The 25,603-nt window shown below is 74.0% G+C and carries 25 protein-coding genes; 6 read left to right on the forward strand and 19 right to left on the reverse strand.

Features of this window, described 5'->3' with window-relative positions:
• Positions 1-129: 129 nt before the first annotated feature.
• The gene (locus tag ACICHK_RS11915) at positions 130-1,617 is read right to left on the reverse strand and encodes an anthranilate synthase component I (RefSeq protein WP_406836874.1); all 1,488 of its coding nucleotides are present in this window, start codon (positions 1,615-1,617) and stop codon (positions 130-132) included.
• Positions 1,618-1,628: 11 nt separating this feature from the next.
• On the reverse strand, positions 1,629-2,042 hold the full coding sequence (gene hisI, locus ACICHK_RS11920) for a phosphoribosyl-AMP cyclohydrolase (RefSeq protein WP_103549977.1): 414 nt from the start codon (positions 2,040-2,042) through the stop codon (positions 1,629-1,631).
• A 143-nt stretch (positions 2,043-2,185) separates the two neighbouring features.
• On the opposite strand from hisI, the gene ACICHK_RS11925 reads away from it, so the two are divergent.
• Positions 2,186-2,821 (forward strand): TIGR03085 family metal-binding protein, encoded by a 636-nt coding sequence (locus ACICHK_RS11925; protein ID WP_151469771.1) that lies wholly within the window; start codon positions 2,186-2,188, stop codon positions 2,819-2,821.
• Between the two features lie 96 nt (positions 2,822-2,917).
• On the opposite strand, the gene ACICHK_RS11930 is transcribed toward ACICHK_RS11925, so the two are convergent.
• From ACICHK_RS11930 to hisD, 13 genes are all read right to left on the reverse strand, one after another.
• Positions 2,918-4,183 (reverse strand): MFS transporter, encoded by a 1,266-nt coding sequence (locus tag ACICHK_RS11930; RefSeq protein WP_406836875.1) that lies wholly within the window; start codon positions 4,181-4,183, stop codon positions 2,918-2,920.
• Between the two features lie 55 nt (positions 4,184-4,238).
• Positions 4,239-4,826, reverse strand: a complete 588-nt coding sequence (locus tag ACICHK_RS11935) for an ArsR/SmtB family transcription factor (protein ID WP_406836876.1) — start codon at positions 4,824-4,826, stop codon at positions 4,239-4,241.
• A gap of 86 nt (positions 4,827-4,912) precedes the next feature.
• Positions 4,913-6,325 carry a PucR family transcriptional regulator gene (locus ACICHK_RS11940; RefSeq protein ID WP_406836877.1) on the reverse strand — a complete coding sequence of 471 codons (1,413 nt, stop codon included), beginning with the start codon at positions 6,323-6,325 and terminating at the stop codon, positions 4,913-4,915.
• 114 nt (positions 6,326-6,439) lie between these two features.
• A complete protein-coding gene (locus ACICHK_RS11945) occupies positions 6,440-8,515 on the reverse strand; it encodes a LuxR C-terminal-related transcriptional regulator (RefSeq protein WP_406836878.1) in 2,076 nt (691 codons plus the stop codon).
• A 507-nt stretch (positions 8,516-9,022) separates the two neighbouring features.
• Complete coding sequence (locus tag ACICHK_RS11950; protein WP_406841202.1) at positions 9,023-9,898, reverse strand: alpha/beta hydrolase family protein; 876 nt, start codon at positions 9,896-9,898, stop codon at positions 9,023-9,025.
• A 704-nt stretch (positions 9,899-10,602) separates the two neighbouring features.
• A complete protein-coding gene (hisF, locus tag ACICHK_RS11955; protein WP_151469767.1) occupies positions 10,603-11,358 on the reverse strand; it encodes an imidazole glycerol phosphate synthase subunit HisF in 756 nt (251 codons plus the stop codon).
• Positions 11,355-11,789 (reverse strand): RidA family protein, encoded by a 435-nt coding sequence (locus ACICHK_RS11960; RefSeq protein ID WP_406836879.1) that lies wholly within the window; start codon positions 11,787-11,789, stop codon positions 11,355-11,357. Before ACICHK_RS11960 ends, hisF begins: the two co-directional genes overlap by 4 nt.
• Positions 11,786-12,511: a bifunctional 1-(5-phosphoribosyl)-5-((5-phosphoribosylamino)methylideneamino)imidazole-4-carboxamide isomerase/phosphoribosylanthranilate isomerase PriA gene (gene priA, locus ACICHK_RS11965; RefSeq protein ID WP_151469765.1), complete on the reverse strand. Its 726-nt coding sequence runs from the start codon at positions 12,509-12,511 to the stop codon at positions 11,786-11,788. The genes ACICHK_RS11960 and priA overlap by 4 nt, the downstream gene beginning before the upstream one ends.
• Entirely contained in the window at positions 12,508-13,155 is a 648-nt protein-coding gene (hisH, locus tag ACICHK_RS11970; protein WP_151469764.1) for an imidazole glycerol phosphate synthase subunit HisH, read from the reverse strand. The genes priA and hisH overlap by 4 nt, the downstream gene beginning before the upstream one ends.
• A complete protein-coding gene (locus tag ACICHK_RS11975) occupies positions 13,146-13,310 on the reverse strand; it encodes a hypothetical protein (RefSeq protein ID WP_037623340.1) in 165 nt (54 codons plus the stop codon). The genes hisH and ACICHK_RS11975 overlap by 10 nt, the downstream gene beginning before the upstream one ends.
• Positions 13,307-13,900 carry an imidazoleglycerol-phosphate dehydratase HisB gene (gene hisB, locus ACICHK_RS11980; protein ID WP_266757720.1) on the reverse strand — a complete coding sequence of 198 codons (594 nt, stop codon included), beginning with the start codon at positions 13,898-13,900 and terminating at the stop codon, positions 13,307-13,309. The genes ACICHK_RS11975 and hisB overlap by 4 nt, the downstream gene beginning before the upstream one ends.
• Positions 13,897-15,033, reverse strand: coding sequence for a histidinol-phosphate transaminase (locus tag ACICHK_RS11985; RefSeq protein WP_406836880.1), 1,137 nt, complete (start codon positions 15,031-15,033; stop codon positions 13,897-13,899). Before ACICHK_RS11985 ends, hisB begins: the two co-directional genes overlap by 4 nt.
• Positions 15,030-16,355 (reverse strand): histidinol dehydrogenase, encoded by a 1,326-nt coding sequence (hisD, locus tag ACICHK_RS11990; RefSeq protein WP_406836881.1) that lies wholly within the window; start codon positions 16,353-16,355, stop codon positions 15,030-15,032. Before hisD ends, ACICHK_RS11985 begins: the two co-directional genes overlap by 4 nt.
• A 175-nt stretch (positions 16,356-16,530) precedes the next feature.
• Between hisD and ACICHK_RS11995 the strand changes: the two genes are divergently transcribed.
• From ACICHK_RS11995 to ybaK, 4 genes are all read left to right on the forward strand, one after another.
• Positions 16,531-18,111, forward strand: a complete 1,581-nt coding sequence (locus ACICHK_RS11995) for an oxidoreductase (RefSeq protein WP_406836882.1) — start codon at positions 16,531-16,533, stop codon at positions 18,109-18,111.
• Positions 18,112-18,492: 381 nt separating this feature from the next.
• Positions 18,493-19,536 (forward strand): hypothetical protein, encoded by a 1,044-nt coding sequence (locus ACICHK_RS12000; RefSeq protein ID WP_406836883.1) that lies wholly within the window; start codon positions 18,493-18,495, stop codon positions 19,534-19,536.
• A gap of 11 nt (positions 19,537-19,547) precedes the next feature.
• Positions 19,548-20,288: an LON peptidase substrate-binding domain-containing protein gene (locus tag ACICHK_RS12005; RefSeq protein WP_406836884.1), complete on the forward strand. Its 741-nt coding sequence runs from the start codon at positions 19,548-19,550 to the stop codon at positions 20,286-20,288.
• Between the two features lie 17 nt (positions 20,289-20,305).
• Entirely contained in the window at positions 20,306-20,803 is a 498-nt protein-coding gene (gene ybaK, locus ACICHK_RS12010) for a Cys-tRNA(Pro) deacylase (RefSeq protein WP_406836885.1), read from the forward strand.
• Between the two features lie 330 nt (positions 20,804-21,133).
• Here the strand turns inward: ybaK and ACICHK_RS12015 are convergent, their stop codons facing one another.
• The 4 genes from ACICHK_RS12015 to ACICHK_RS12030 all read right to left on the reverse strand — a co-directional run bounded on the left by ACICHK_RS12015 (position 21,134) and on the right by ACICHK_RS12030 (position 25,122).
• Positions 21,134-21,835, reverse strand: coding sequence for an AAA family ATPase (locus ACICHK_RS12015; protein ID WP_406836886.1), 702 nt, complete (start codon positions 21,833-21,835; stop codon positions 21,134-21,136).
• A 34-nt stretch (positions 21,836-21,869) separates the two neighbouring features.
• Positions 21,870-22,691 carry an ABC transporter permease gene (locus ACICHK_RS12020; RefSeq protein WP_406836887.1) on the reverse strand — a complete coding sequence of 274 codons (822 nt, stop codon included), beginning with the start codon at positions 22,689-22,691 and terminating at the stop codon, positions 21,870-21,872.
• Positions 22,692-22,780: 89 nt separating this feature from the next.
• Positions 22,781-23,755 carry an ABC transporter ATP-binding protein gene (locus ACICHK_RS12025; RefSeq protein ID WP_406841203.1) on the reverse strand — a complete coding sequence of 325 codons (975 nt, stop codon included), beginning with the start codon at positions 23,753-23,755 and terminating at the stop codon, positions 22,781-22,783.
• 149 nt (positions 23,756-23,904) lie between these two features.
• Positions 23,905-25,122: an NYN domain-containing protein gene (locus tag ACICHK_RS12030; RefSeq protein ID WP_151469755.1), complete on the reverse strand. Its 1,218-nt coding sequence runs from the start codon at positions 25,120-25,122 to the stop codon at positions 23,905-23,907.
• A 224-nt stretch (positions 25,123-25,346) separates the two neighbouring features.
• Here ACICHK_RS12030 and ACICHK_RS12035 point away from each other — a divergent pair, with 224 nt between their 5' ends.
• A complete protein-coding gene (locus ACICHK_RS12035; protein ID WP_151469754.1) occupies positions 25,347-25,526 on the forward strand; it encodes a hypothetical protein in 180 nt (59 codons plus the stop codon).
• The last annotated feature ends 77 nt before the right edge of the window (positions 25,527-25,603 follow it).

Here is a 25,603-nt window from a genome sequence, read left to right on the forward strand (position 1 = left end):
CGGCGGGCGTCCGCCGGTGCCGCCGGGCCCCGGGCGAGGCCCGGACGGAGCCCGGACCCGGCCCGGGGGCGGCCGTCGCACGGCCCGGGACGGCCGGGGCGCACGACGGCCGCCCGCCGGAGCGTCGCCCTACCGTCCGAGCCGGTTCGCCGTGTGCACCGCGCGCAGGACCGCCGCCGCCTTGTTGCGGCACTCGTCGTCCTCCGCCTGCGGGACCGAGTCGGCGACGATGCCGGCGCCGGCCTGGACGTAGGCCGTGCCGTCGCGCAGCAGGGCCGTGCGGATGGCGATGGCGGTGTCGGAGTCGCCCGCGAAGTCGAGGTAGCCGACGCAGCCGCCGTACAACCCGCGCCGGGACGGCTCCAGTTCGTCGATGATCTGCATCGCGCGCGGCTTGGGCGCACCGGAGAGGGTGCCGGCGGGGAAGCAGGCGGTGAGCACGTCGAAGGCCGTACGGCCGGCGGCGACCTTGCCGGTCACCGTGGAGACGATGTGCATCACGTGCGAGTACCGCTCGATGGACATGAAGTCGACGACCTCGACGGAGCCGGGCTCGCAGACCCGTCCGAGGTCGTTGCGCCCCAGGTCGACGAGCATGAGGTGCTCGGCGCGCTCCTTGGGGTCGGCGAGCAGTTCGTCGGCGAGGGCCTGGTCGTCCTGGACGGTCGTGCCGCGGGGCCGGGTGCCCGCGATGGGGTGCACCATGGCCTGCCCGCCCTCGACCTTGACCAGGGCTTCCGGGGAGGAGCCGACGACGTCGAAGCCGTCGAAGCGGAACAGGTACATGTACGGCGAGGGGTTGGTCGCCCGCAGGACGCGGTAGACGTCCAAGGCACTGGCCGTGCACGGGGTTTCGAAGCGCTGGGAGGGGACGACCTGGAAGGCCTCGCCGGCCCTGATGCGCTCCTTGATGTCCTCGACGGCGTCCTGGAAGTCGGGGCCGCCCCAGAGCGCGGTGTACTCGGGGAGTTCGGAGGGCGGGAGCGCCGCGGGCGGCTGGGACACCGCGCGCGAGAGGTCGGCCTCCATCGCGTCGAGGCGGGCGACGGCGTCCGCGTACGCCTCGTCGACGCCGGTGTCCAGGTCGTTGTGGTTGATCGCGTTGGCGATCAGCTGGACCGAGCCGTCCCAGTGGTCCAGGACGGCGAGGTCGCTGGTGAGCAGCATGGTCAGCTCGGGCAGCTTCAGGTCGTCCCGCTCGCCGGGGCCGATCTTCTCCAGGCGGCGCACGATGTCGTAGCCGAGATAGCCGACCATGCCGCCGGTGAACGGGGGCAGTCCCTCGCCCTGGGGGGTGTGCAGCGCCTCGATGGTGGCGCGCAGGGCCGCGAGCGGGTCACCGTCCACGGGGACGCCCACGGGCGGGGTGCCGAGCCAGTGCGCCTGCCCGTCCCGCTCGGTGAGGGTCGCGGCGGAACGGACGCCCACGAAGGAGTAGCGGGACCAGGACAGGGAGGTGCGGCCGTTCTCGGCGGATTCGAGCAGGAACGTGCCGGGGCGCTCGGCGGCCAGTTTGCGGTAGAGCGCGACCGGCGTGTCGCCGTCCGCGAGCAGTTTGCGGCTGACGGGGATGACGCGGCGGTCGGTGGCCAGCTTGCGGAACGTCTCGAGGTCCATGGCGGCTGACCTTACTGATTCCGGGCCGGTGCACCGGAATCGGCGCCCTCGGCCCCGCCGCCGGTGTCCTTCAGCAGCACGTCGGCGTCGAAGCAGGTGCGGGCGCCGGTGTGGCAGGCCGCGCCCACCTGGTCGACGCGCACCAGGAGGGTGTCGGCGTCGCAGTCCAGGGCCACGGACCTGACGTGCTGGAAGTGGCCCGAGGTGTCGCCCTTGACCCAGTACTCCTGGCGGCTGCGCGACCAGTAGGTGCAGCGGCCCGTGGTGAGGGTGCGGTGCAGTGCCTCGTCGTCCATCCAGCCGAGCATCAGCACCTCACCGGTGTCGTACTGCTGGGCGATGGCGGGGACGAGTCCGTCGGCGCTGCGCTTGAGGCGGGCGGCGATCTCGGGGTCCAGGCTGCTGGCGGGAGGCGTGCTGGTCATGGGTGCCATTGTGCCGCGCCGGGCCGTCGCTCCCGGCCGTTGTCCACAGGCCGGACCGACGCCGTCGCCCACGGGCCCGACGCGGCCCGACCCGCCGCGCTCTCCACTGGGCGGAGCGGGCGCCCGGCCGTAGGCTGGCTGGCATGTCGACCCATGCGAAGCGCGAACGGCTCCTCCTGGCCGATCTGTTGGAAGCCGTGGGACCGGACGCCCCCACCCTGTGCGAGGGCTGGAACAGCCGGGACCTCGCCGCGCACGTGGTGGTGCGCGAGCGCCGCCCCGACGCCGCGGGCGGTCTCGTCGTCAGGCAGCTCGCGCCCCGTCTGGAGCGGGTGATGACGGAGTTCGCCGACAAGCCGTACGAGGAGCTGATCCAGCTGCTCCGTACGGGGCCGCCGCGGTTCTCCCCGTTCGCCCTGAAGCAGTTGGACGAGGCGTCGAACGTGGTGGAGTTCTACGTCCACACCGAGGACGTTCGGCGCGCGCAGCCGGACTGGACGCGGCGCGAGCTGGACGCGGTGTTCCAGGAGGCCCTGTGGACGCGTCTGGACCGCACGGCCCGGCTGATGGGCCGTGGCGCTCCGACGGGTGTGGTGCTGCGCCGCCCGAACGGCCAGACGACGGTGCTGAACAAGGGGACGCCGGTGGTGACGGTGACCGGCGAGCCCTCGGAGCTGCTGCTGTTCGCGTTCGGCCGGCAGGCCGTGGCGGACGTCGAGCTGGACGGCGACAAGGACGCGATCGCCAGACTCCACGAGGCGAAGCAGCTGGGGATCTAGGGGGCGTCGCCGGGAGGGGGCCGGACCGCGCCTCCCCGGAGCGGCACGCACCGGGCCGCCGGGCGTGCGCCGCGAGGTCCGCTCCGCCGTCGGCGGTCAGCGGGGCAGTTCGGCGCGCCGCAGGTCCCGCACGCACAGGATGAGGACCCCGCCGAGGCCGCACACGGCGGCGCTGGCGGTGAAGACCGGTCCGGTGCCCCACCAGCCGATGGCGGCGGCGGTCAGCGGCATGCTCAGCGGCGCGAACCCCAGGCTGACGATGCCGGCGACGGCGGTGACCCGGCCCAGGTAGGCGGGGTCGGACTGCGTCTGGAGCAGTGCCCCGCACAGGGCGCCGCTGAGTCCGGCGAGCAGTCCGACGACGAGGGCCGTGCCGACGGCTCCGGCGACGCTCGGCACGAAGGCGAGCGAGCCGATCGCCACGGAACCGCCGAGGATGGCCGCGCCGGCGACGGTGCCCGCGCGCGGCAGCCGTCCGCGCAGGGTCAGCAGCAGTGCGGCGGCTCCCGCGCCGGTGCCGAACGCGGCGACCACCCAGCCCATCCCGGACGCGCCCCAGCCGCGCCGGTCCGCGAGCAGGGTCAGTCCGACGTTGAGCGGACCCACGAAGCCGAGGTCGCCGAGGGCGATGGCGGCGATGAGCGGGGCGAGGACGCGGTGGCCCCGGATGTGGCGCAGGCCGTCGCGGAGGTCGCGCCAGGCGGTGCGGCCCGCCGGGTCCCCCGCTTCGTCCGGGGCCGGTTCCCGCACGCGTACGGAGATCAGCAGCGGTACCGACACGGCGATGAGCGCGCCCGCCGCCGCGAACGCCGTGGCCGCACCGCCGAGGGCCACCGCGAGACCGCCGAGCGGAGCGCCCAGCACGTTGGCGGAGCGGATGGCGAGCCCCCGCATGCCCTGCACCCGGGCGAGCTGGTCCCGGCCCGTGATCCGGGCGGGAAGGGCTCCCACCGCGGGCATGAACACGGCGTCGACGGTGCCGAAGACGAGGGCGGCCAGGACCAGCAGCCACAGCCCCGGACCCGTCGCGAAGAGCAGCGCGGCGAGCGCCAGCACGCTCGCGCAGCGCACCGCGTCGCTGCCGATGACGACCTTCCGCGGTCCGAACCGGTCGGCGACCACTCCCCCGCCCAGCATCAGCAGGGCCCGCGGGACGGCGCTGACGGCCATCACGAACCCGGCCTGGGAGGGGCTGCCGGCCTGGACGGCGGCCCAGGACAGCGCGATGTAGTAGACGTTGTCGCCGATCATCGACGAGGTGTAGGCGCCGAGCCAGCGCAGGACGTTGCCGTCGCGGTGGGCGGGCTTGCCGGGGGCCTGCCCGGCGGCCGGGGCGGGGGCCGGTATGACGGTCGCGGTCACGGTGCCGGGTCCTTTCGGGGCGGAGGTGCCTCTCGGGGCGGACGTGCTCTCGGGGTCAGACACGGAACGGGAATCCGTAGAGGTGCACCGCGACGTTCTCGCGCCCTTCGGTGGCACCGGCCGCCTCGTCCGCGCGGCCCTTCTCGTCGTACTTCCGGATGACGGCGAGCAACTCGTTCCGCAGGGAGGCCAGTTCGGCCGCGGTCAGCCGCAGGTTGCCCTCCGCGTCGACGACGGCGTCGTTCCACTCGGCCGGCCAGGCGGCCCGTTCGTCGAGGTAGCGCCGGTAGAGCTCGGTGCGCTGGTCGACGTAGAGCCGGGTGAAGGCGAGATGGGCGGTCTCCTTCTCCGGCGCGTCCCGGAAGTCGGCGCCCCGGATGCTGACGCCGTCCGACGCCGGCTGCCACCAGCGCTCGCGCCCGTCCCCGCTGCGCGGCTCCGCTTCCTCGATCAGCCCGTGATCGGCGAGTCTGCGCAGGTGGTAGCTGACGAGCGAGGGCGCCTCGTCGACCTGCTCACCCAGCTGGGAGGCGGTGGCGGCGCCCGCGACGAGCAGCGCCCGGTACAGCTTCATCCGCAGCGGGTGTCCCAGGGCCTTGAGGGTGCCCACATCGGTGATCCGGCGGTTCTCCTTGTCTGCCATGCGGTCCACGGTAGATACGAAAGAAAAGTTGCGCAACCAATATTGCGCAACTTTCCTTTCGCATCTGCCGAGGAGGCCGGGAACCCTCACGGATCCAGCAGCGAGTGCGCCGCGAGGGCCAGGGACAGCTCCACGAGGTCCGCGGGCCGGGTCAGGGAACGGCCGGTGAGCTGTTCGCAGCGGCGCAGCCGGTTCAGGACGGTGTTGCGGTGGCAGTAGAGGCGGCCCGCGGCCCGCTGGGCGGAGCCGTCGCAGTCGAGCCAGACCGTCAGCGTGTCCAGCATGACGTCCCGGTCGGACAGGTCCAGTCGCAGCAGCGGTCCGAGAACCCGCTCGGAGAGCGCCGCGCCGAGGGCCGGCGCGGAGACGACTAGGGCCGCGGGCAGGTGCTCCTCCAGCACGACGGTTCCGCCGGAACGCGGACAGGCCCGCAGCGCCGTGTCGGCCAGACGGCGGGCGTCGCCGATCGCCGCCAGCCCCTCCACCACCGGGCTCACTCCGACCCGGGCCGTCGGCGGGGCGGTCAGCCTGCGGGCGATCTCCCCGGCGCCCGCGTCGGGCCCGTGCGTCCCTGTGCGCCCGCCGCCCCGGCCGTCCGTGCCGTCCGGACCTCCCTCACCCGCCGCGGCGGGCACCGGCCCGGGGGGCGCGCCGAGGAGGCCGCCCTCGTGGCCGCGGCCGGACCGGTCCCCGTCACGGGGGCGGTCGCCGAGCAGGACGATGCCGTAGCCGCTCTCGCCGTCGCGGTCGCGGTGCCACAGGATCCGCAGACCGGAAAGGCACACCCGGCCGTGCGCGTCCACGGACGCCCGGCCGGCGGACGGACGGACCAGCACCACCGCGTACCGGCCCTGTTCTGGGAGTTCCAGGGCGGCGGCGGTGGCCGGCAGATCGGCGATCCGGGCGGTGCCATCGAGGAGCGCGGCCGTCATCAGCCGCAGCCGGTTCTCCCTGCGCCACATCAGCTCGCGCTCGGTCTGGCGGTAGGCGTCGGCGACCACGGCGCAGTGGTCGTCGACGAAGTTCCAGACGTCGGCGGCCACGTGCACGAGCAGGCGCGCGTCGGAGGGGCGGCGCCGGGTCGTCTCGTCGACGAGTTCCTGCCAGACCATGCCGCCGCCCAGCCGGAAGGCGCGCAGCAGGGCGTCCAGCGGAAGGCCGCCTTCGGCGCGGGCCTTGCCGATGGCCCAGGAACAGCGGTGGGCGGCCTCGCGCAGTTCACCCGGCTGGATCAGGGATCCGACATTGAGCCGCAGCGAACGCCGCACTTCGTCGCGGACGCCCTCCGCGTCGGTCTCCATGGCCGCGCGGTACGCGGGTTCGCGCTCCGCCAGGAGGTCCAGGAGCCGTTCGGTGAGTTCGGGCAGCTCCTCCATCAGCGTCCGGGCGGCGCGGTGCAGCACCGCGAGCGCCTCCGCGTCGACGGCCGGACGGGCCCCCGGCACCGGGGGCCGTGGTCCGGGCCGGTACCGGACGCGGGCGGGTACGAGGTGCTGCATCGCTGTCCTCCACCGGAGTCGGCTCGGTCCGGGCCGCCCGGTCGGCCGACGCGCGGCACACGGGTGCTCCGGAACCTCCTGATCCCGCAGGATGACATACCGCCCGGTCGGTACCTAGGGGTGTGCGGTGGTCTTCTCGGACCGGTCCACCAGCCGGGACAGCTCGACGCGGGAGCGGACCCCCAGGGCGGCGAAGACATTGCGCAGGTGGTGGTCCACGGTGCGGGGGCTCACGGACAGCCGCAGCGCCACTTCACGGTTGGTGGCCCCTTCCGCGACGCAGCGGGCGATCCGCAGCTGCTGGGGCGTCAGAAGCGTGAGGGGACCGGCCGGTTCGCCCGGGGCGGCGTCCCCGGTGGCCCGCAGTTCGGCCCTCGCCTGGGCGGCCCAGCCGAGGGCCCCGCCCCGCTCGAAGGACACCAGCGCGTCCCGCAGCCGGCCGCGGGCCTCGCCGGGCCTGCGCCGCCGCCGCAGCCAGGCGCCATAGAGGAACTGGGTGCGGCCGCGCTCGAAGTCCCCCGCCACCTCCTCGTGCCGGGCCAGCGCGGCGGCGAACAGCGCCTCGCGTTCCTCGGGTCCGCTCAGCAGCGCTCGGCAACGAACCAGTTGGGCTCCGGCCTGGGGATCGGAGCCCTGCGCGGACCAGCGGGCGAACTCGGCCACCGCCGAGCGGGCGGCCTCCGTCCGTCCCGTGCGGGCCGCCGCTTCCACGAAGCAGGGGACGGCGAGCATCCGTACCGCGAAGTGGCCGCGGCGCGGACCGGCGCCGACCAGGGGGCCGAGCCGCGCCGCGGCCTCGTCGAGCCGGCCGCGTGCCAGGTCGGCGCGGGCCCGTGCCCACTGCGCCAGCGTGGCCGCCTGCGCGAGGCCGTGCGCCGCGGCGACGCGTTCGGCCGCCGCGGCGTGCTCCGCGACGGCTTCCGGGGAACCCTCCACGGACGCCACGAGCGCGAGGATCGCGTGGTGGTGCGCCGCGAGGTTGTCCTGACCGGCGCCGAGGGCCGTGCGCAGACCGTCCTCGGCGTGGGCACGGGCGCGGGCGTGGCGGCCGGCGCGCAGCTCTCCGTAGGCCAGCCGTTCCAGCGCCTGGGCGACCAGGACGTACGGGCCCCGAGCTCTGGCGACGGCGAGGGCCCGGGAGTTGGCGCGGGCGGCGGCGGCCAGGTCACCGACGACGAGGGCGGCGCTCCCGGCCCGCAGCAGGGTCTCCGGACCGTCGGGGACTCCGGGCGCGCCCGCTTCGGCCACCACCTCCCGCAGTGGCTGCCGCCCGCTGTCCGGACGGCCGTGCATCACCGCGGACATCCCCGTCCGGTACGCCGTGAGCAGCCGGTCGGACTCCGGCCGGTCCGGACCCTGGTCCAGGGCCTCCGCGCACGCCGTCGCGTCGCCCATCGCCCAGGACGCCTCGACGGCGGCGAGCCGGGCGGCCTGGGCGCGGTGCGCGTCGACGGGGGCCAGCAACTCGGCGGCCAGCAGCAGCGCTTCGCGGGCGTCGGCGACCGGACCGTCCTGGAGCGCGAGCCGCCCGTGCACCAGCTGGGCCGCTCCGCGCACGGCGCCGTGCGGACCCTCGCACCCGGCCCGCGCGAGCAACTCCCGCGCACGGCGCGGCAGTCCCGCCAGCCGGGCCTGGTCGGCGGCTTCCACCAGACGGACGGCGCGCGCTCCCGCGCCGACGGCGAGTTCGGCCGACCGCGCCCAGGCCGCCGAGCGCTCCGCGTGCGCCGGTCCGCCGTCCGGCAGCCCCGCGGCCGCGGCGAGCGCGTCACCGAGGTCCGGTGCGGGGGCGACGGCCGCCGAGGCCCGGTGGAAGAGGACGGGCAGGGTGCCCGGACTCCCGGCGTGGGCATCGGCCAGCAGCCGGTGCGCCGCGCGCCGACGGGCCGGTTCGACGCCGGCGTGGAGGGTGCGGGCCGAGCGGGGATCGACGAGGTCGACGCGACCTCCGGCGAGGCGGAGGAGTCCGGCGGCCTCGGCGGCCTCAAGGGCGGCGCCCGCGTCGAGTCCGGCGGCCCCGGCCGCCCCGAGGATCACCGCGGCGTCCGCCCCGCCGCCGCTCGCGTCCCGCTCCCGCTCCGCCGCCACGAGCAGCAGCAACAGCTCCGCCGGGGTCCCGCCCGACGGATCCGGCCCCGCTCCCCCGTCGCCGGCCGCGCCGGGTGAGCCCCGCTCCCCGGTTTCCGGCACCGGCGTCCCGGCCCCGGCGACCGGAAGGAGCGCACCCGACGGGAGGGACGCGTCCGGCCGCCGGGACGCCTCCCGGGGTAAGGACGCTTCCGGCCGGGGCCCGGGTTCGGGGGCGGGCGCGGGGCCGGGGGCGCGGCCCCGCTCCGGCTCGTCCGGCGTGGCGCGGACGGGCGACGGCGATGAACTCCGGGCCGCCGTCCGAGGGGCACTTCGCGCAGTCGCGTTTCCCGTCACGACCGTCACGTTACTTCCGCGTAAACGACGGCGGAAGCCCCGCGTTCGCTTGCCCGGCCGGACCCGGAAACACCTTCTGACCTGGTCGGACGAGGTCCTCGCGAGGACAGCGGCTGGGCCGGCTCCCAGGCCCGGCGGACAAGGCTTGTGCGCCCGCACAACGGCGTCGGCCGACGGCGTCGGCACGGGCCCCGGACACGCACGCGCGTGACGGCCGCCGGAAGCCGGCGGCCGTCACCCTCGCACGGACCGGACCGGACCGTGCGGGACGGGTCAGGAGGTGTGCGGGCAGTTGCCCCGGTACTCGGCGATCGTCAGGGAGGCCTGCGGCAGCGGGCAGAGGAACTGCTCGTAGCGGGTGTCGTCGTCGATGAACCGCTTCAGCCACGAAATGCTGTACTTCGCGATCGTCGTGTTCGAGCTGTTGGGCGTGAAGTGGGTGGCGCCCCTGAGTTCCAGGTACGCCTTGTCGAGCGTGCTCGGCAGACTCGCGTAGAAGGGCTGGGAGTGCGTGGCGACCGGTGCGATCGTGTCGCCGTCGGCGCCCACGATCAGGGTCGGCGTCTTGATCTCCGGCCAGGTGGTGTCCAGGTTCCAGCCGGTGAGCGGGATCGCCGCCTGGAGCGAGGGACGGCTCTTCGCGGCCTCCAGCGTGCCGCCGCCGCCCATCGAGTGGCCCATCACACCGAGCCGGCCGCTGTCGATCCTGGTGCGCACGGAACTGCTCCGGGTCAGGTAGTCGAGCGCGGCCAGCAGCTGCCGGCCGCGGCTGTCGGGCTGGTCGAGGGTGGTGAGGGTGTCGATGGTGAACACCACGAAGCCCTGGGAGGCGAGCCGGGGCCCGAGCCAGGAGATGGACGACTGGTAGGCGGTGTACCCGGGTGAGACGGCGACCGCGCCGAAGGTGCCGTCGGCGGTCGAGGTCGGGTAGTAGATCGTGCCGCCGCCGAAGCCGCTCACGGACAGGGCGGAGACGGTGGTGGTGGAGACGGCGTACGGACCACGGGACGCCTCGATGGAGGCGTTCGTGGGGGCGGGACCGCGCTCGTACGGGTTCGCGGCGGCCTGCGCCGGGACGGTCTGCGCTCCGACGACGGCCTGTGCCCCGGTGGCCTGCGCGGCGACGAGGCCGCCCGCGGCCAGGAGCACCGCGAGGCCGGCCCGCGCCAGACGGCTCGTGAGGCGGTGCGGTCGACGGGGGGACGGTCCTGGTCCGGCGGGTACGGCGGGGAGTGAGCGGTTCGGCTGCTGCACGGCGGGTGCGTCCTCTCGGTGGGGAGGACGGACCCGCGCCGTGGTCGGGGCGCCGCCCTGGCATGGGGTACCGGAAGACGCGCGCCACGGGACGGCGGGGGTCCGTCGCGGTGGTTGCGGTGGCAACTGTCCGCCCCGGACCGGCCCCGTACATCGGCAGAATCACCGGCCGTGCGCGCCGCCCACGGCGCCCTCGCCGCCCCGCACCCCGCCTCCGCCTCCCCGCCTCCCGGACGAAGCCCCGACGGCGAACGACCGTGTTTCCGAGAACGCGCCTTCCGGGAACACGGCCACGCCACCCCCGGGACGGGGCTTCACCCCCGACGGCGAACGCCCCTTTCCCGCGAACAGGCCTCCCCGGAACACGAGCGCGCCCGCCCCACGGACCACGACCGTGCCCGCCCCGCCGCATGACCGCGCGGCCGACGAAACACAGCCCCGACTGCCCCACCGGCCCCCGGAGAACGGCTGTGGCCCGCACCCGGCGGCGAAGGCCGCCGGGTGCGGGCCATGACGTGAGCCGTACCCCCCCCCGTGGCGGCCACCGGCGGGGAGTCCAGCCGGCAGGAAGGCCCCGCTGAAGGCCCCGGCCAGGATCGTCAGCGGACGGGGTGTCCCGCCTCCCTCAAGGTCTCCTTGACCTGGCCGATCCTCAGGTCGCCGAAGTGGAAGACGGACGCGGCCAGCACCGCGTCGGCGCCCGCCCCGATGGCCGGCGGGAAGTGGTCGAGCCGGCCGGCGCCGCCGCTGGCGATCAGCGGAACGGTGACGTGCTTGCGTACGGCCTCGATCATCTCGATGTCGTAGCCGTCCTTCGTGCCGTCGGCGTCCATCGAGTTGAGCAGGATCTCGCCCGCGCCCAGCTCGGCGGCCCGGTGGGCCCACTCGACGGCGTCGATGCCGGTGCCCGTGCGACCCCCGTGGGTGGTCACCTCGAAGGAACCGCCCTCGGTCCTGCGCGCGTCCACCGACAGCACGAGCACCTGCCGCCCGAACCGCTCCGCGATCTCCCGGATGAGGTCGGGCCGGGCGATGGCGGCCGTGTTGACGCCCACCTTGTCGGCGCCGGCCCGCAGCAGCTTGTCGACGTCCTCGGCGGTGCGGACACCGCCGCCGACCGTCAGCGGGATGAAGACCTGCTCGGCCGTGCGGCGCACCACGTCATAGGTGGTCTCACGGTTGCCCGAGGACGCGGTGATGTCCAGGAACGTGAGCTCGTCGGCGCCCTCGGCGTCGTACACCTTGGCCATCTCGACGGGGTCGCCCGCGTCACGCAGGTTCTGGAAGTTGACGCCCTTGACCACCCGGCCGTTGTCCACGTCCAGGCAGGGAATCACTCGGACCGCCAGCGTCATGACTGCGCTTCTCCCTGCTGTGTACGGTCTGCCCGCCGCGTGTGGTCCGAGCGGAACGCCTCCACCTCGACCTCGACCACCAGACGCGGGTCCACCAGACCCTCGACGATGATCATGGATGCCGCGGGGCGGACGTCGTCGAACAGCGCCTTGTGGGCGCGGCCGACCTCGTCGACGTCCCGGGCATGGGTGATGTGCATATGGGTGCGGACCACGTCCTCGCGGCCCAGGCCGAGCTGCCCCAGCGCCTCGAACGCGACGCCGAAGGCGTTGACCGCCTGCTCGTAGGGGTCGCCCTCGACGACCTCGCCGTTGATGATCGAGCTGCAGCCGGACACCAGCACCAGGCCGTTCGGCAGCTCCACCGCGCGGGAGTACCCGAAGGCCTCCTCCGAGGGCGAGCCGGTCGAAAGACGGCGTACGGCGCTCACCGGGCTACCGCCGCCAGCGCCTCTTCGAGGGTGAACGCCTTGGCGTACAGGGCCTTGCCGACGATCGAGCCCTCGACGCCGAGCGGCACGAGCTCGGCGATGGCCCGCAGGTCGTCCAGCGACGACACCCCGCCGGAGGCGACCACGGGGCGGTCGGTCGCCGCGCACACGTTGCGCAGCAGCTCCAGGTTCGGGCCCTGGAGCGTGCCGTCCTTGGCGATGTCGGTGACCACGTAACGGGCGCAGCCCTCGGAGTCGAGGCGCGCCAGCGTCTCGTAGAGGTCGCCGCCGTCGCGGGTCCAGCCGCGGCCGCGCAGGGTGGTGCCGCGGACGTCGAGGCCCACCGCGATCTTGTCGCCGTGCTCGGCGATGACCTTGGCGACCCAGTCGGGGGTCTCCAGGGCGGCGGTGCCGAGGTTGACGCGGGTGCAGCCGGTGGCGAGCGCGGCGGCGAGGGTGTCGTCGTCGCGGATGCCGCCGGACAGCTCGACCTTGATGTCCATCGCCTTGGTGACCTCGGCGATCAGGGCGCGGTTGTCGCCGGTGCCGAACGCGGCGTCCAGGTCGACGAGGTGCAGCCACTCGGCGCCGGCGCTCTGCCACGCCAGGGCGGCCTCCAGGGGGGAGCCGTAGGAGGTCTCGGTCCCGGACTCGCCGTGCACGAGACGGACGGCCTGGGCGTCGCGGACGTCGACGGCGGGGAGGAGTTCGAGCTTGCTCACAGTGTTCCGATCCAGTTGGTGAGGAGCTGGGCTCCGGCGTCGCCGGACTTCTCGGGGTGGAACTGGGTGGCCCACAGGGCGCCGTTCTCGACGGCCGCCACGAAGGGCTTGCCGTGCGTGGACCAGGTCACGAGGGGGGCGCGCAGCAGCGGGTTGCCGACTTCGAGCGACCAGTCGTGGACGGCGTAGGAGTGGACGAAGTAGAACCGCGCGTCGGCGTCGAGGCCGGCGAAGGCCTCCGAGCCCTCCGGGGCGTCGACGGTGTTCCAGCCCATGTGGGGCACGACGTCGGCCTCCAGGGGCCCGACCGTGCCCGGCCACTCGTCCAGGCCCTCGGTCTCCACGCCGTGCTCGATGCCGCGGCTGAAGAGGATCTGCATGCCGACGCAGATGCCCATGACGGGGCGTCCGCCGGACAGCCGGCGGCCGATGATCCAGTCGCCGCGCGCCTCCTTGAGGCCCTGCATGCAGGCGGCGAAGGCGCCGACGCCCGGCACGAGCAGTCCGTCCGCGTTCATCGCGGTGTCGAAGTCGCGGGTGATCTCCACCTCGGCGCCCGCGCGGGCGAGGGCGCGCTCGGCGGAGCGTACGTTGCCGAAGCCGTAGTCGAAGACGACGACCTTCTTGGTCTCGCTCAACTCCACACCTCCAGCCGCATGACGCCCGCGACGAGGCACATCGCGGCACCGATGGAGAGCAGCACGACGAGGCTCTTGGGCATGTCCTGCTTGACGAAGGAGTAGATCCCTCCGGCGAGGAAGAGACCGACGACGATGAGGATGCTGGAGAGGCCTGTCACAGTGCGCCCTTAGTGGAGGGGAGGATGCCGGCTGCGCGCGGGTCGCGCTCGGAGGCGTAACGCAGGGCCCGGGCCAGCGCCTTGAACTGGCACTCCACGATGTGGTGCGCGTTGCGTCCGTAGGGGACGTGCACGTGCAGGGCGATCTGGGCCTGGGCGACGAAGGACTCCAGGATGTGCCGGGTCATCGTCGTGTCGTACTCGCCGATCATCGGCGCCATCTTCTCGGGCTCGGTGTGCACGAGGTAGGGGCGGCCGGACAGGTCGACGGTCACCTGGGCGAGCGACTCGTCCAGCGGGACGGTGCAGTTGCCGAAGCGGTAGATGCCGACCTTGTCGCCGAGGGCCTGCTTGAAGGCGGCGCCCAGGGCGAGGGCGGTGTCCTCGATCGTGTGGTGCGAGTCGATGTGGAGGTCGCCCTCGGTCTTCACGGTCAGGTCGAACAGACCGTGCCGGCCGAGCTGGTCGAGCATGTGGTCGTAGAAGCCGACACCGGTGGCCACGTCGACCTTGCCGGAGCCGTCGAGGTCGATCTCGACGAGGACCGAGGTCTCCTTCGTCACCCGCTCCACGCGTCCTACGCGGTTCATGCGCTCTGCTCCTTCGGGGTTGCGGGGCCGTCCCCCGCAGTGCCCAGTAGTTCACGTACCGCGTCGAGGAACGCGTCGTTCTCCTTCGGGGTGCCGGCGGAGACCCGAAGCCACCCCGGTACGCCGTTGTCCCGGACCAGGACCCCCTGGTCGAGGATCTTCCGCCAGGCCGCGTGGGTGTCGGCGAACCGCCCGAACTGCACGAAGTTCGCGTCCGACTCGGTCACCTCGCAGCCCATCGCGCGCAGTTCGGTGACCAGCCGGTCCCGTTCGGCCTTGAGCTGCTCCACGTATCCGAGCAGGGTGTCGGTGTGCTCCAGGGCCGCCAGCGCGGTCGCCTGCGTCACGGCCGACAGGTGGTAGGGCAGCCGGACGAGCTGGACGGCGTCCACGACCGCCGGGTCGGCGGCGAGGTAGCCCAGGCGCAGCCCCGCCGCGCCGAAGGCCTTCGACATCGTCCGGGAGACGACGAGATGCGGCCGTCCCTCCAGCAGGGGCAGCAGCGAGTCGCCGTGGCTGAACTCGACGTACGCCTCGTCGACCACGACCATGGACGGCTTCGCCGCCTGCGCGGCCTCGTAGAGCGCGAGGACCGTCTCGGGCGGGACCGCGTTGCCCGTGGGGTTGTTGGGGGTGGTGATGAAGACGACGTCCGGCCGGTGCTCGGCGATCGCCCGCTCGGCGGCGGCGAGGTCGAGCGTGAAGTCCTCGCCCCGGGGGCCCGAGATCCAGGTGGTGCCCGTGCCGCGCGCGATGAGCCCGTGCATCGAGTACGACGGCTCGAAGCCCATCGCGCTGCGGCCGGGTCCGCCGAAGGTCTGGAGCAGCTGCTGGATGACCTCGTTGGAGCCGTTGGCGGCCCAGACGTTCTCGGTGCCCACCGGGTGCTTGCCGGTCTTCGTCAGATAGGCGGCCAGCTCGGTGCGCAGTTCCACCGCGTCCCGGTCGGGGTAGCGGTTGAGGCCGCGGGCGGCCTCGCGGACCCGCTCGGCGATCCGCTCGACGAGCGGCTCGGGCAGCGGGTACGGGTTCTCGTTGGTGTTCAGGCGTACGGGGACGTCGAGCTGGGGTGCGCCGTAGGGGGTCTTGCCGCGCAGTTCGTCCCGTACGGGGAGATCGTCGATGCCGGTCACTTGCCCTCGGGTACCTTCCAGCCGAACCTTGCCTTGATCGCCGCGCCGTGCGCGGGCAGGTCTTCCGCCTCCGCCAGCGTCACCACGTGGTGGGCCACGTCGGCGAGCGCGTCCTTCGTGTAGTCGACGATGTGGATGCCGCGCAGGAAGGACTGGACGGACAGGCCCGAGGAGTGACAGGCGCAGCCGCCGGTGGGCAGGACGTGGTTGGAGCCCGCCGCGTAGTCGCCGAGCGAGACCGGGGCCCAGGGGCCGACGAAGACCGCTCCGGCGTTCCTGACCCGGTCGGCGAGGGCCGCCGCGTCCGCGGTCTGGATCTCCAGGTGCTCGGCGCCGTAGGCGTTCACGACCTTGAGGCCGTCCTCGACGCTGTCGACGAGGACGATCGCGGACTGCCGGCCGCCGAGGGCCGGGACGATCCGGTCGTCGATGTGCTTGGTGGCCGCGGCCTGCGGCTCCAGCTCCTTCTCCACCGCGTCGGCGAGGGCGGGCGAGTCGGTCACCAGGACGGCGGCGGCGAGCGGGTCGTGCTCGGCCTGGCTGATCAGGTCGGCGGCGATGTGCGCCGGATCGGCGGTGTCGTCGGCGAGGACCGCGATCTCGGTCGGGCCGGCCTCGGCGTCGATGCCGATCCGGCCGGTGAAGTAGCGCTTGGCCGCGGCGACCCAGATGTTGCCCGGGCCGGTGACCATGTCGGCGGCGGGGCAGGACTCGGTGCCGTGCGCGAACATCGCGACGGCCGTGGCTCCGCCGGCCGCGTACACCTCGTCGATGCCCAGCAGCGCGCAGGCGGCGAGGATCGTGGGGTGCGGAAGGCCGCCGAACTCCTTCTGCGCCGGGGAGGCCAGCGCCATGGACGGGACGCCCGCCTCCTGCGCCGGGACGGCGTTCATGATCACGGACGAGGGGTACACCGAGCGGCCGCCGGGCGCGTACAGCCCGACGCGGTCGACCGGCACCCACTTCTCGGTGACCGAGCCGCCGGGCACGACCTGGGTGGTGTGCGTCGTACGGCGCTGTGCGCGGTGGACGAGACGGGCGCGGCGGATGGACTCCTCCAGGGCCGCGCGCACGGCGGGGTCGAGCCGCTCCAGGGCCTCGGCGACGGCCCCGGCCGGAACGCGCACGGACTCCAGCCGTACTCCGTCGAACTTCTCCGCGTAGTCGATCAGCGCCGCGTCGCCCCGATGATGCACGGCCTCGCAGATCGGCCGCACCTTCTCCAGGGCGGCCGAGACGTCGAAGTCGGCTCGGGGCAGCAGGTCGCGCAGGGCGGGGCCCTCGGGGAGGGCGTCGCCGCGCAGATCGATTCGGGAGATCACGGACTCAATTCTCTCAGACCGCGGCCGGGCGCCGGACGCCCGTATCAATGGCTGATACGAGTCGGCTCCGGCTCCCGCGGAAGATCCCCTTCACCAGGAGCGTTCGGTCCGTCACTGAGCGGGCATTGCACGGACGTATGAACCCACGAGCAGGCCGGGAAGGGAGTGACGTGCCGTGACCGAGGGTGCCGACCTGCGCACCGGGGACCTGCCTGACCAGCTGACCGCCGCCGAGGCCGGGATGTGGCAGGCCTTCCGCAACGGCAGCGTGTACGACCTGCGCAGCGGGGACGCGGCCGTCGACGATCCGCACGGCGGCCACCCCTGGGGCTCCGAGCGCAGCGTCCGGGCCCGGACGGTGGCCTGGCTGCTGCTCGACGGGCCGCCCGCCCTCCAGGGCCGGGTCGCCTCCCTGAAGCTGACGGGCGTGCGGATCACCGGTGTGCTCGACCTCGCGGGCGGCACGGTGGTGCCGTACGTGGAGCTGAAGGGGTGCCGGTTCGAGAAGGAGGTGCTGCTGCCGGAGTCCCGGTTCACCACGCTGCGGCTGGAGGACTGCGCGGTGCCCCGGCTGGAGGCGGCCCGGCTGCACACCGAGGGCGATCTGCATCTGCCGCGCTGCCGCTTCCACAACGGGGTACGGCTGACCGACGCGCACATCGGCACGGATCTGCTGCTCAACCAGGCCGTGGTCCACCAGGACCGGCGCGGGCGCTCGATCACCGGGGACGGCATGACCGTCGGACAGGACCTCCAGGCCGAGATGCTGGAGTCGCACGGCGAACTCAGCCTGCGCAGCGCGACCGTCGGCGTGTCGCTGAGCCTGCGCGGCAGCAGGCTCAGCAACCCGTACACGCGGCTCGCCCTCAACGCCCCCCAGCTGACCGTCAACCGCACGCTCTACATGACCCCCGCGGGCCTCGGCAATCCGCCGGCGACCAGCGGCACCACACCGGCACGCGGCACCCTGGTGCAGCGGTTCGAGTGCCAGGGCGGGATCCGCCTGGACGACGGGCGCTTCGGCGACGCGGTCGACTTCGACCGGGCCCGCTTCACCTTCGACGACGACCAGGGGCTGTCGCTGCTGCGGATCCAGACGCCCGAACTGCGCTTCCTCGGCGAGCGGCCCGAGCGCGGCAAGGTCGTGCTGTCCGGCGCGCGGGTCGTCAACCTGGTCGACCGGGCGTCCAGCTGGCCGGGCCCCGGCAGCCTGCACATGGGCGGTTTCACGTACGAGAACCTGGTCCCGCAGGGCGCCTTCCCGCTGACCCGGCGCCTGGAGTGGGTGGCGGCGGCCACCGCCGAGTACGCCCCGGAGCCCTACGAGCGCCTCGCCTCCGTGCTGCGCGACTCCGGTGAGGACGAGGACGCCCGCGAGGTGCTGCTCGCCAAGCAGCGCCGCCGCCGCGAGACCCTGCCGCTGGCCGCCAAGCTCTGGGGCTACGCCCAGGACTGGACGGTCGCCTACGGGTACCGTCCGGGGCGCGCCGCCCTGTGGATGGCGGTGCTGTGGGCGGCGACCTCGGTCGCCTTCGCGCACGCCGGCCACCAGTCGGTCAACGGCGACGGGCACCCCGCGTGGAACGCCTCGCTCTACGCCCTGGACCTGCTGCTGCCGGTCATCGACCTGGGCCAGGCCGGCAACTGGCAGCTGCGCGGCGGCTGGCAGTGGACGGCCGCGGTGGTGGTCCTCCTCGGCTGGATCCTGGCGACGACGGTGGCCGCCGGGGCCACCCGGCTGCTGCGCCGCGGCTGACGCACGGGAGTGACGGCACCCGGGCGCCCCCGCGAGGGACACGGGAGCGGGGCGCCCGGGCCGCGGCGGTAGGGGGGCACCCTCGCCGTCCGCCCGCCGGACCGGGAGCGCCCTCGCCGTCCGCCGGACCGGGACCGCCCTCCCCGTACCGCCGGACCGGGAGCGCCGCCGGCGCGAGGGTGTCGAGACGTGGGGCGCACGGCGTCAGTCGTGCGCCGCGCCATCCTCCGGGCGAGCCCCCTCGCACAGCCGTCGCACACCTGACCCACATCACGCCTTTACTCGCCCTTGGCCTCACGGCGCACAACCAAACGGCTTTACCAAAGCGTCACCGAGCGCCTCTGGCACTGCTCCGACCTGCGGTTTTCAATGGGCGTCACCATGGCACTACTGAGCGCGTTCCTCCGTACCGCCCGGATGGCACGGCACACCTCACGCCTCGCCGCCGCCGGACTGCCGGCCGACGAGGAGGTGCTGCTCGACGCCCCCGACCACAGACTGGGCCCCGTGCTCGTCGCGGCGGCCCGGGGCGAGTACGCCCCCGCGGCCGACCTGCTGGCCGCCACCCGGGAGTCCGCCGAGTGGGAGGACCGCGACCGGTACGCCGTACGCCTCGCCGCCTTCGCGCGCTCCCGCGACGAATGGCTCAGGCAGTGGCAGGCCGCCGGCCCGCACGACCCGGACCTCCTGCTCGTCAGGGCCGAACTGGCGGTCCGGCGCGGATGGGAGTCGCCCGCGCGGGTGGAACTGCTGCGCGAGGTCGGCCCGCTGATCATGTCCGCCGCCCAGGGCGACCCGCACGACCCGGTGCCATGGCGGATCGCGCTCGACCACGCCCGCGGTACCAACGCCCGGCACACCGAGTTCGAGCGGCTGTGGGCCCAGGCCGTCCGGCGCTCCCCGCACCACTACGGCTGTCACGTGGCCGCCCTCCAATACCTCTCCGCCGCCTGGTACGGCTCGCACAGGGAGTGCTTCGACTTCGCCGAGACCGCCGCGCAGGACGCGCTGCCGGGCTCCCTGGTGCAGGCGCTTCCGGTGCGCGCGGCCTTCGCCTACCTGACCGAGGGCGGCGGTCCCGAGGTGCCGCGCGAGCGCCTGGACGCCGCCGCCGACCTCGCGGTCTCGGTCTCCGCGGCCTACGCCGCCGCCGACCCGTGGCCCGCCGAGGTGCGCAACCTGCTGGTGTACGTCCTGGTCCGGCTGGAGCGCCGGCAGGACGCGCTGGAACAGCTGCGCCTCATCGGCCCGTACGTGACCTCGTTCCCCTGGGCCAAGGTCTCCGACGACCCGCTCGGCCGGTACCTGGAACTGCGCGACGGAGTCCGTCGGGAGGCCGCCTCGGGGCTTCCGCCGCGGGATCGGGCCCCCGGCCGGCTCCCACGGATCGGGTACGGCGGACTCGTCCGCTCCGTCGACCATTAGGCTTTCCCGTCGTGACCACCGTCCGGCTCCCGCTCTTCCCCCTGAACTCGGTGCTGTTCCCCGGGCTCGTGCTTCCTCTGAACGTGTTCGAGGAGCGCTATCGCGCCATGATGCGCACCCTGCTCAAGACGCCCGAGGACGAATCCCGCCGATTCGCCGTCGTCGCCATCCGCGACGGCCATGAGGTCTCGCCCAGCGCGCCCGGCATGCCCGACCCGACCGCCGTGCCCGAGCGCGGGCCCGCCGCCGGCTTCGGCGACGATCCCCTCAAGGCCTTCCACGAGGTGGGCTGCGTCGCGGACGCGGCCACCATCCGGGAGCGCGCCGACGGCAGCTTCGAGGTGCTGGCGACCGGCACGACACGGGTCAGGCTGCTGTCGGTGGACTCCTCGGGGGCGTTCCTGACGGCGGAGCTGGAGGAACTGCCGGAGGACCCGGGCGACGAGGCCGGGGCGCTCGCCGAGGGTGTCCTGCGGGCGTTCCGCCAGTACCAGAAGCGGCTGGCCGGAGCGCGCGAGCGTTCGCTGTCGACCGGCGCGGACCTGCCGGACGAACCGGCGGTCGTCTCCTATCTCGTCGCCGCGGCCGTGATGCTGGACGTCCCCGCCAGACAGCGGCTGCTGCAGGCTCCCGACACGGCCTCCCGGCTGCGCGAGGAGCTGAAGGTACTGCGCGCCGAGACGGCCATCATCCGTAATCTGCCGTCGTTGCCCGCGTCGGACCTGACGCGCGGCCCGACGAGCCTGAACTGACGTTTGCGAGAAGACCGATGGCCAAGAAGGCGAAGAAGCAGTCCGGCGGCACACCGGCCACGGTGGCGCTGACGGAGGCGGGCGTCCCGTTCACCGTCCACGCCTACGAGCACGACCCCTCCCACCCGTCCTACGGCGAGGAGGCGGCCGAGGCGATGGGCGTGTCGCCGGAGCGGGTCTTCAAGACCCTGGTGGCGGACGTGGACGGCGCGCTCGTGGTCGCGGTCGTCCCGGTGGCGGGCTCCCTCGACCTCAAGGCCCTCGCCACGGCGGTGGGCGGCAAGCGGGCGGCGATGGCCGACCCGGCGGCGGCCGAGCGCACGACGGGGTACGTCCGCGGTGGCATCTCGCCCCTCGGCCAGCGCAAGAAGCTCCGCACCGTGCTGGACTCCTCGGCCTCCGGACACGCCACGATCTGCGTCTCGGCGGGCCGCCGCGGCCTGGAGGTCGAGCTCTCCCCCACCGACCTCTCGAAACTCACGGAGGCGGTGTCCGCCCCCGTCGGACGGACCTGACCGACCGCCGGGCACCGGCCCTCGCCGTACCACCGACGATGGCCCTCGGCGCGAAGGGCCCGTCGTACCGATGGCGGGCTCTCGACGGCGGCTGCCGTCATGGCCTGCGCGGCCCCTCGACGGATGCCTCTTCCTCGGTTAAGCACGAATGGCATGTCGAAGAAGACGCGGAAACGCAAGTGGCGCATCAAGAAGGGCCGCTCCAACCACGGCCGCCGTCCCGCGTGACCCACACCCCGCACCCGTGAGCCACGCACGCAGCGAAGGGCCGGCCGGACAGCCGGTCTCCCGGCGTCCGGCCGGCCCCGACTCCTTCGCGTCCGGCAGGACCTACGCGGCCGGAGGCCCCGGCGGCACGGCCGGGTAGGGGTGCTGCTGGTACGGGTCGGGGTCCCGGGGGCCGAACAGGGCCATGAGGCCGAGGTGGACCACCAGGGCGCTCAGGGACCACGCCAGCAGCGCGCCCTTGGCACCGAGCTTCAGCGGCGCGGAGAACGTCACGCCCTTGCCCACGGCCTTGGCGTGCGCGACCACGTTCTGCGCGGGACCGAGCCAGATCCCGACCCGCCAGGCGAGCAGCGATCCGAGCAGGCCCCCCAGGGCCAGCCCGATCACCAGGGGCACACCGCCACGCCGTCGTACGAGGAACACGACCAGGGCGCTCAGCGCTCCGAAGCCCAGCGCGAGCAGGGTGAAGGTTCCGTCGACCCCGATCGCCTGCTCCCCCTCGGTGTCCTTGATGTACACCGCGGTGCCGTCCGCGATCAGCGGCACGTGCGGCGTCAGCCACGACCAGAGGACCCCGAGCAGGGCACCCGCGAGGGCGAGCGCGACCGTGATGACGGCGGCCTCCCGCACTTCGGTCTTCATACCGGGGCCGTCCTGTCCGTAGGAGACCTCGTACGCGCCCGGGTACACGGGATGGCCCGCGGGGCCGGCGGCGGGACGGGTCCCCCAGTCGGGGTGCGGTTGCCGCCGGTCCTCGGGGGACTGTTCGTGCGGGGGCGGGGGTGGAGTCAGCGGAGCGGTCACCCTGCCATCGTGCCAGGCCCCGTCGGCGGCCGCGTCACCGGACGGCCGCCCTGCGGTAGGCCCAGGCCGCCAGCGCCAGCGAGACCGCCCCGACTCCGGCGCAGACGGCCAGATCACCGAGGACGGCGGCCCAGTCGGGACGCGCCCCGAAGGTGCGGGCGAAGGCCTCGACCCCGTAGGTCGAGGGCAGCAGGTCCCGGAGGTACTGCACCGGGGCCGGCATCCGGTCCGCCGGCAGGACGCCCAGCAGCAGGGCCGCGGACATGCCCATCTGGCCGAGCAGGGTGGCGAGCTCGGGCCGCGGCGCGAGCAGCCCGAACGCGGCCCCGAGCCCGGCGAGGGCCGCACCCGCGAGCGGGACGACCGCGGCCAGCACCCACAGATGGGCCAGCGGCAGCCCGAAGAGCAGACACCCGAAGACGGCGGTGACGACGGTGCCGGGCACCGTGAAGGACGCGTACGCGGCCGCGGCCCCGAGCACCACGGCCGCCGGCGGCACCGGCAGCGTCGCGTAGTGGTCGAGTCCGCCGCTCGCCCGCAGCTGCCCGAAGTACTGCGCGAGCAGGTTGAGGGCGACGAAGGCGACGACCAGGACCGTGGACCCGGCCACCACCGCACGCGCCTCGGCGCCGCCGTCCACCACCCCGCGCATCATGATCATGATGCCGAGGGACTGGAAGGTGGCCACGAACAGCAGCGGGATCCGGGCGACGCGGGCGCGGGAGAGCTGCGCCCGGTACACGGCGGCCAGCGAGGGCCACAGCCGCGCACGCGGTCCCAGCTCCGCGGCCGCGCCGGCGTCCTCGGCCAGGGGCAGCGCGCCGCCCGGCAGGACTCCCGCGGGTACGGCACTCACGTCGAACTGCTCCCCTTCGCTCCGGCGGCCGTCCGGATTCCGCACCCGCACGACGCCTCTGTCCCGTACGGATTCCACGCCCCGGGCGCTCACGCCTTCACCAGTCCCTGCGTCGCGTGGCCGCCGAGCGCCAGGTACACGTCCTCCAGGCTCGGCGTGGCCAGCGTGAAGTCGTCGAGCGCGGCGAAGGCGGCCCCGCCGGTGACCGTGGCCACCGCCGCGCGGGCCTCCTCCGGCGCGAGCCGCAGGGTCCAGCGGCGGCCCGACTCGACGGCGCGTGCGCGCAGCGCCGCGACCTCGGGGACGTGCAGCGGGGCGTTCTCGCGCCAGACGAGTTCGACCCGGACCTCGCCCGCCACCTGTTCCTTGAGCCCGGCCGGGGTGTCGCAGGCGATGACCCGTCCCTCGTCGAGGACGGCGACCCGGTCGAGGACCGTCTCGGCCTCGATGACGTTGTGGGTGACGAGCAGGACCGTGGTGCCCTGTTCCGCGCGGCGCCGGTCCACGGCGGCCCACACGGCGCGCCGGGCGACGGGGTCCATGCCGGTGGTGGGCTCGTCGAGGACCAGCAGCGGGCGCCGTCCGACGAGCGCCGCGGCGAAGCAGGCGAGCCTGCGCTGTCCGCCGGAGAGCTTCTTCAGCGGGCGGGAGGCGAGCGCGGTCAGGCCCAGTTCGTCGAGGACGGCGTCCCGCTCGGCCCGCGCCGTGCCCAGGTGGAGCCCGCGCAGCCGCCCGGTCGTCTCGGCGGCGAGGGACACGGTCAGCTCGTCCAGGGCGGTGGACTCCTGCCCGAGGTAGGCCAGGAGGCGGGCCGCCCGCTCGGGGTGGCGCACGATGTCGTGGCCGAGGATCTCGACGCTGCCGCTGTCGGGACGCATCAGCCCGGTCAGCTGGCGCACGAGGGTGGACTTGCCGGCGCCGTTCGGCCCGAGCAGCCCGAAGATCTCGCCCCGGCGGATGTCCAGCCGTACCCCGTCGGTGGCCCTGACCTCGGGCGCCGCCGGGGTGCCGCGACGGCCGCGGACGGCCGGGTAGGTCTTGGTGAGACCTCGCACGGCGCACACGACATCGCCCCTGTGTCCCGTCGGGGCCGCCTGTGCCGTGCTCGTACTCACGAAGGACGAGAGTACGTGGTCCGATGCCCTGTTATGCGCCCGGGGCCGTGGCGGACACCGGGCGAAGACCCCCGCGACCCCCTTCCGGCGGCCCCGGATCACTCCCCGACCGGCGCGTGCTCCGTCTCCGTGCGCACGTCGATCTCCCGCCAGAACCCGGCCCGGATCGCATAGCGGTCGTGCTCGTCGATCTGGTCGTCCTTGTGCGCGAGCAGGCCGAAGCGGGCCGCGTAGCGCAGCAGTTCGCCGTCCACCCGATGGGGGACCCGCGGATACATCGCCGACAGCTTCTGCAGATGGGCCGGGTCGGTCAGGCGTCCCATCCAGCGGCGCGCGAAGACCTGTCCGACCTCGTAGGGGTCGCCGCCGACCGTGGTGATGTCCTCCTCGCGGTCCGCCCACCGCTGCTCCGCCGAGGTGAGCTGGGCGAGCGTGGGCAGCGCGGCGGCCTCCGGGGACTCCGTGGCGGTGCCCGGCCGGTCGACCCAGCCCTTGTCCGAGGACCAGCGCAGCGTCGCGTTCGCGGGGTGCTGGGCGGGCTGGGTGCCCGGCCCGCGGAGCGCGGCCAGGTCCTTCGGGGTGGGGACCCCCTTGGAGGCGGGCACCCGCTCCTGGGAACCGTTCTGCGTCTCGGCCGCCTGGTGGTGCTCGGTCTCCTGGACGGAGCGCTCGGCCGCGGCGGCGAGCGCCGACTCGGGCAGCGGCGCGGAGAGGATGGCGGCGATCTCGGGGCGGGGCACCGGCGGCGGGGCGCAGATCCCGCTGACCTCCTTGGCGCGGACCGCCTTGGTGATCCAGGCACGGTCGAGCACCCGCCGCTCGTCGGCCTCGGCCACCAGGTCCTCGGACTGGTTGTAGTCGCCGTCCGCGGCCTGCACGGCCCACAGGTGGACGGCCACGCCGTGTTCCTTGGCGGCCATCATGCCCGGCAGCAGATCCCCGTCGCCGGTGACGAGGACGACGTCGGAGCAGGCGCGGTTGCGCGCCAGCTCGGTGAGCTCGGCGTGCATGGCCGCGTCCACGCCCTTCTGCGCCCACCGCCCGTCGCTGCGGGTCAGCGCGCCCAGCCGCACCGTCACCCGCGGCATCACGCGCAGCCTGCGGTGCTCGGGCTGCGGTACGCGGTCGGGGGCGCCGTCGAACCAGTAGATGCGCAGCAGGGGCCGCTCGGTGTCGGACTCGGCGCGCTCGCGCAGGCCCTGGACGAGGGCGGTGTGGTCGACGGTGATCCGGGATCGCGACGGCTCCCCGGCGAGGAGGCTGGCGGCGGCCCCGAGCAGATACCCGGCGTCCACCAGGACGATGCAGCGGTCCACGCGGTCCACCCTCTTTCCGGGAGGTTTGCTTCGGGCTTCCTTGGAGTCTGCCCGACCGCGCGGAGGTTAACGGCCGGAACTCGATCTTCGGCGTGGCGGATCGTAGGAACACCTGCCGAGAAGCCTTATTACGCACAGTAATTCTACGAAATGCGCCACTTGTCAGCCTATGTGAATCTGGTCGCGGCCCTGGCCCCTAGATCACCCTCAGGAGGCAGATCACCATGGCCAAGAACAAGAATCGCAAGCAGGGCGGCCATCAGGACCGCTCCTCGCCGGCAGAGCGTGCGCAGGAGCAGGCCCAGCGGTCATCGGCGCAGGCGCAGCAGTCGCCGATCTCGCAGGCCCAGGGCAGCCCCGCTGATGTTGCCCGTAAGCATCAGAGGCGTTTCGGCCACAACTGAGGCCGCCGCGCGGGCTGTCGAGGCCCGGTAACGCACCGAGGGGCGCATCCGGTACCGGATGCGCCCCTCGGTGCTTC

It is taken from the genome of Streptomyces sp. AHU1 (genome assembly GCF_045343905.1).
Taxonomy (GTDB): Bacteria; Actinomycetota; Actinomycetes; order Streptomycetales; family Streptomycetaceae; genus Streptomyces; species Streptomyces triticiradicis.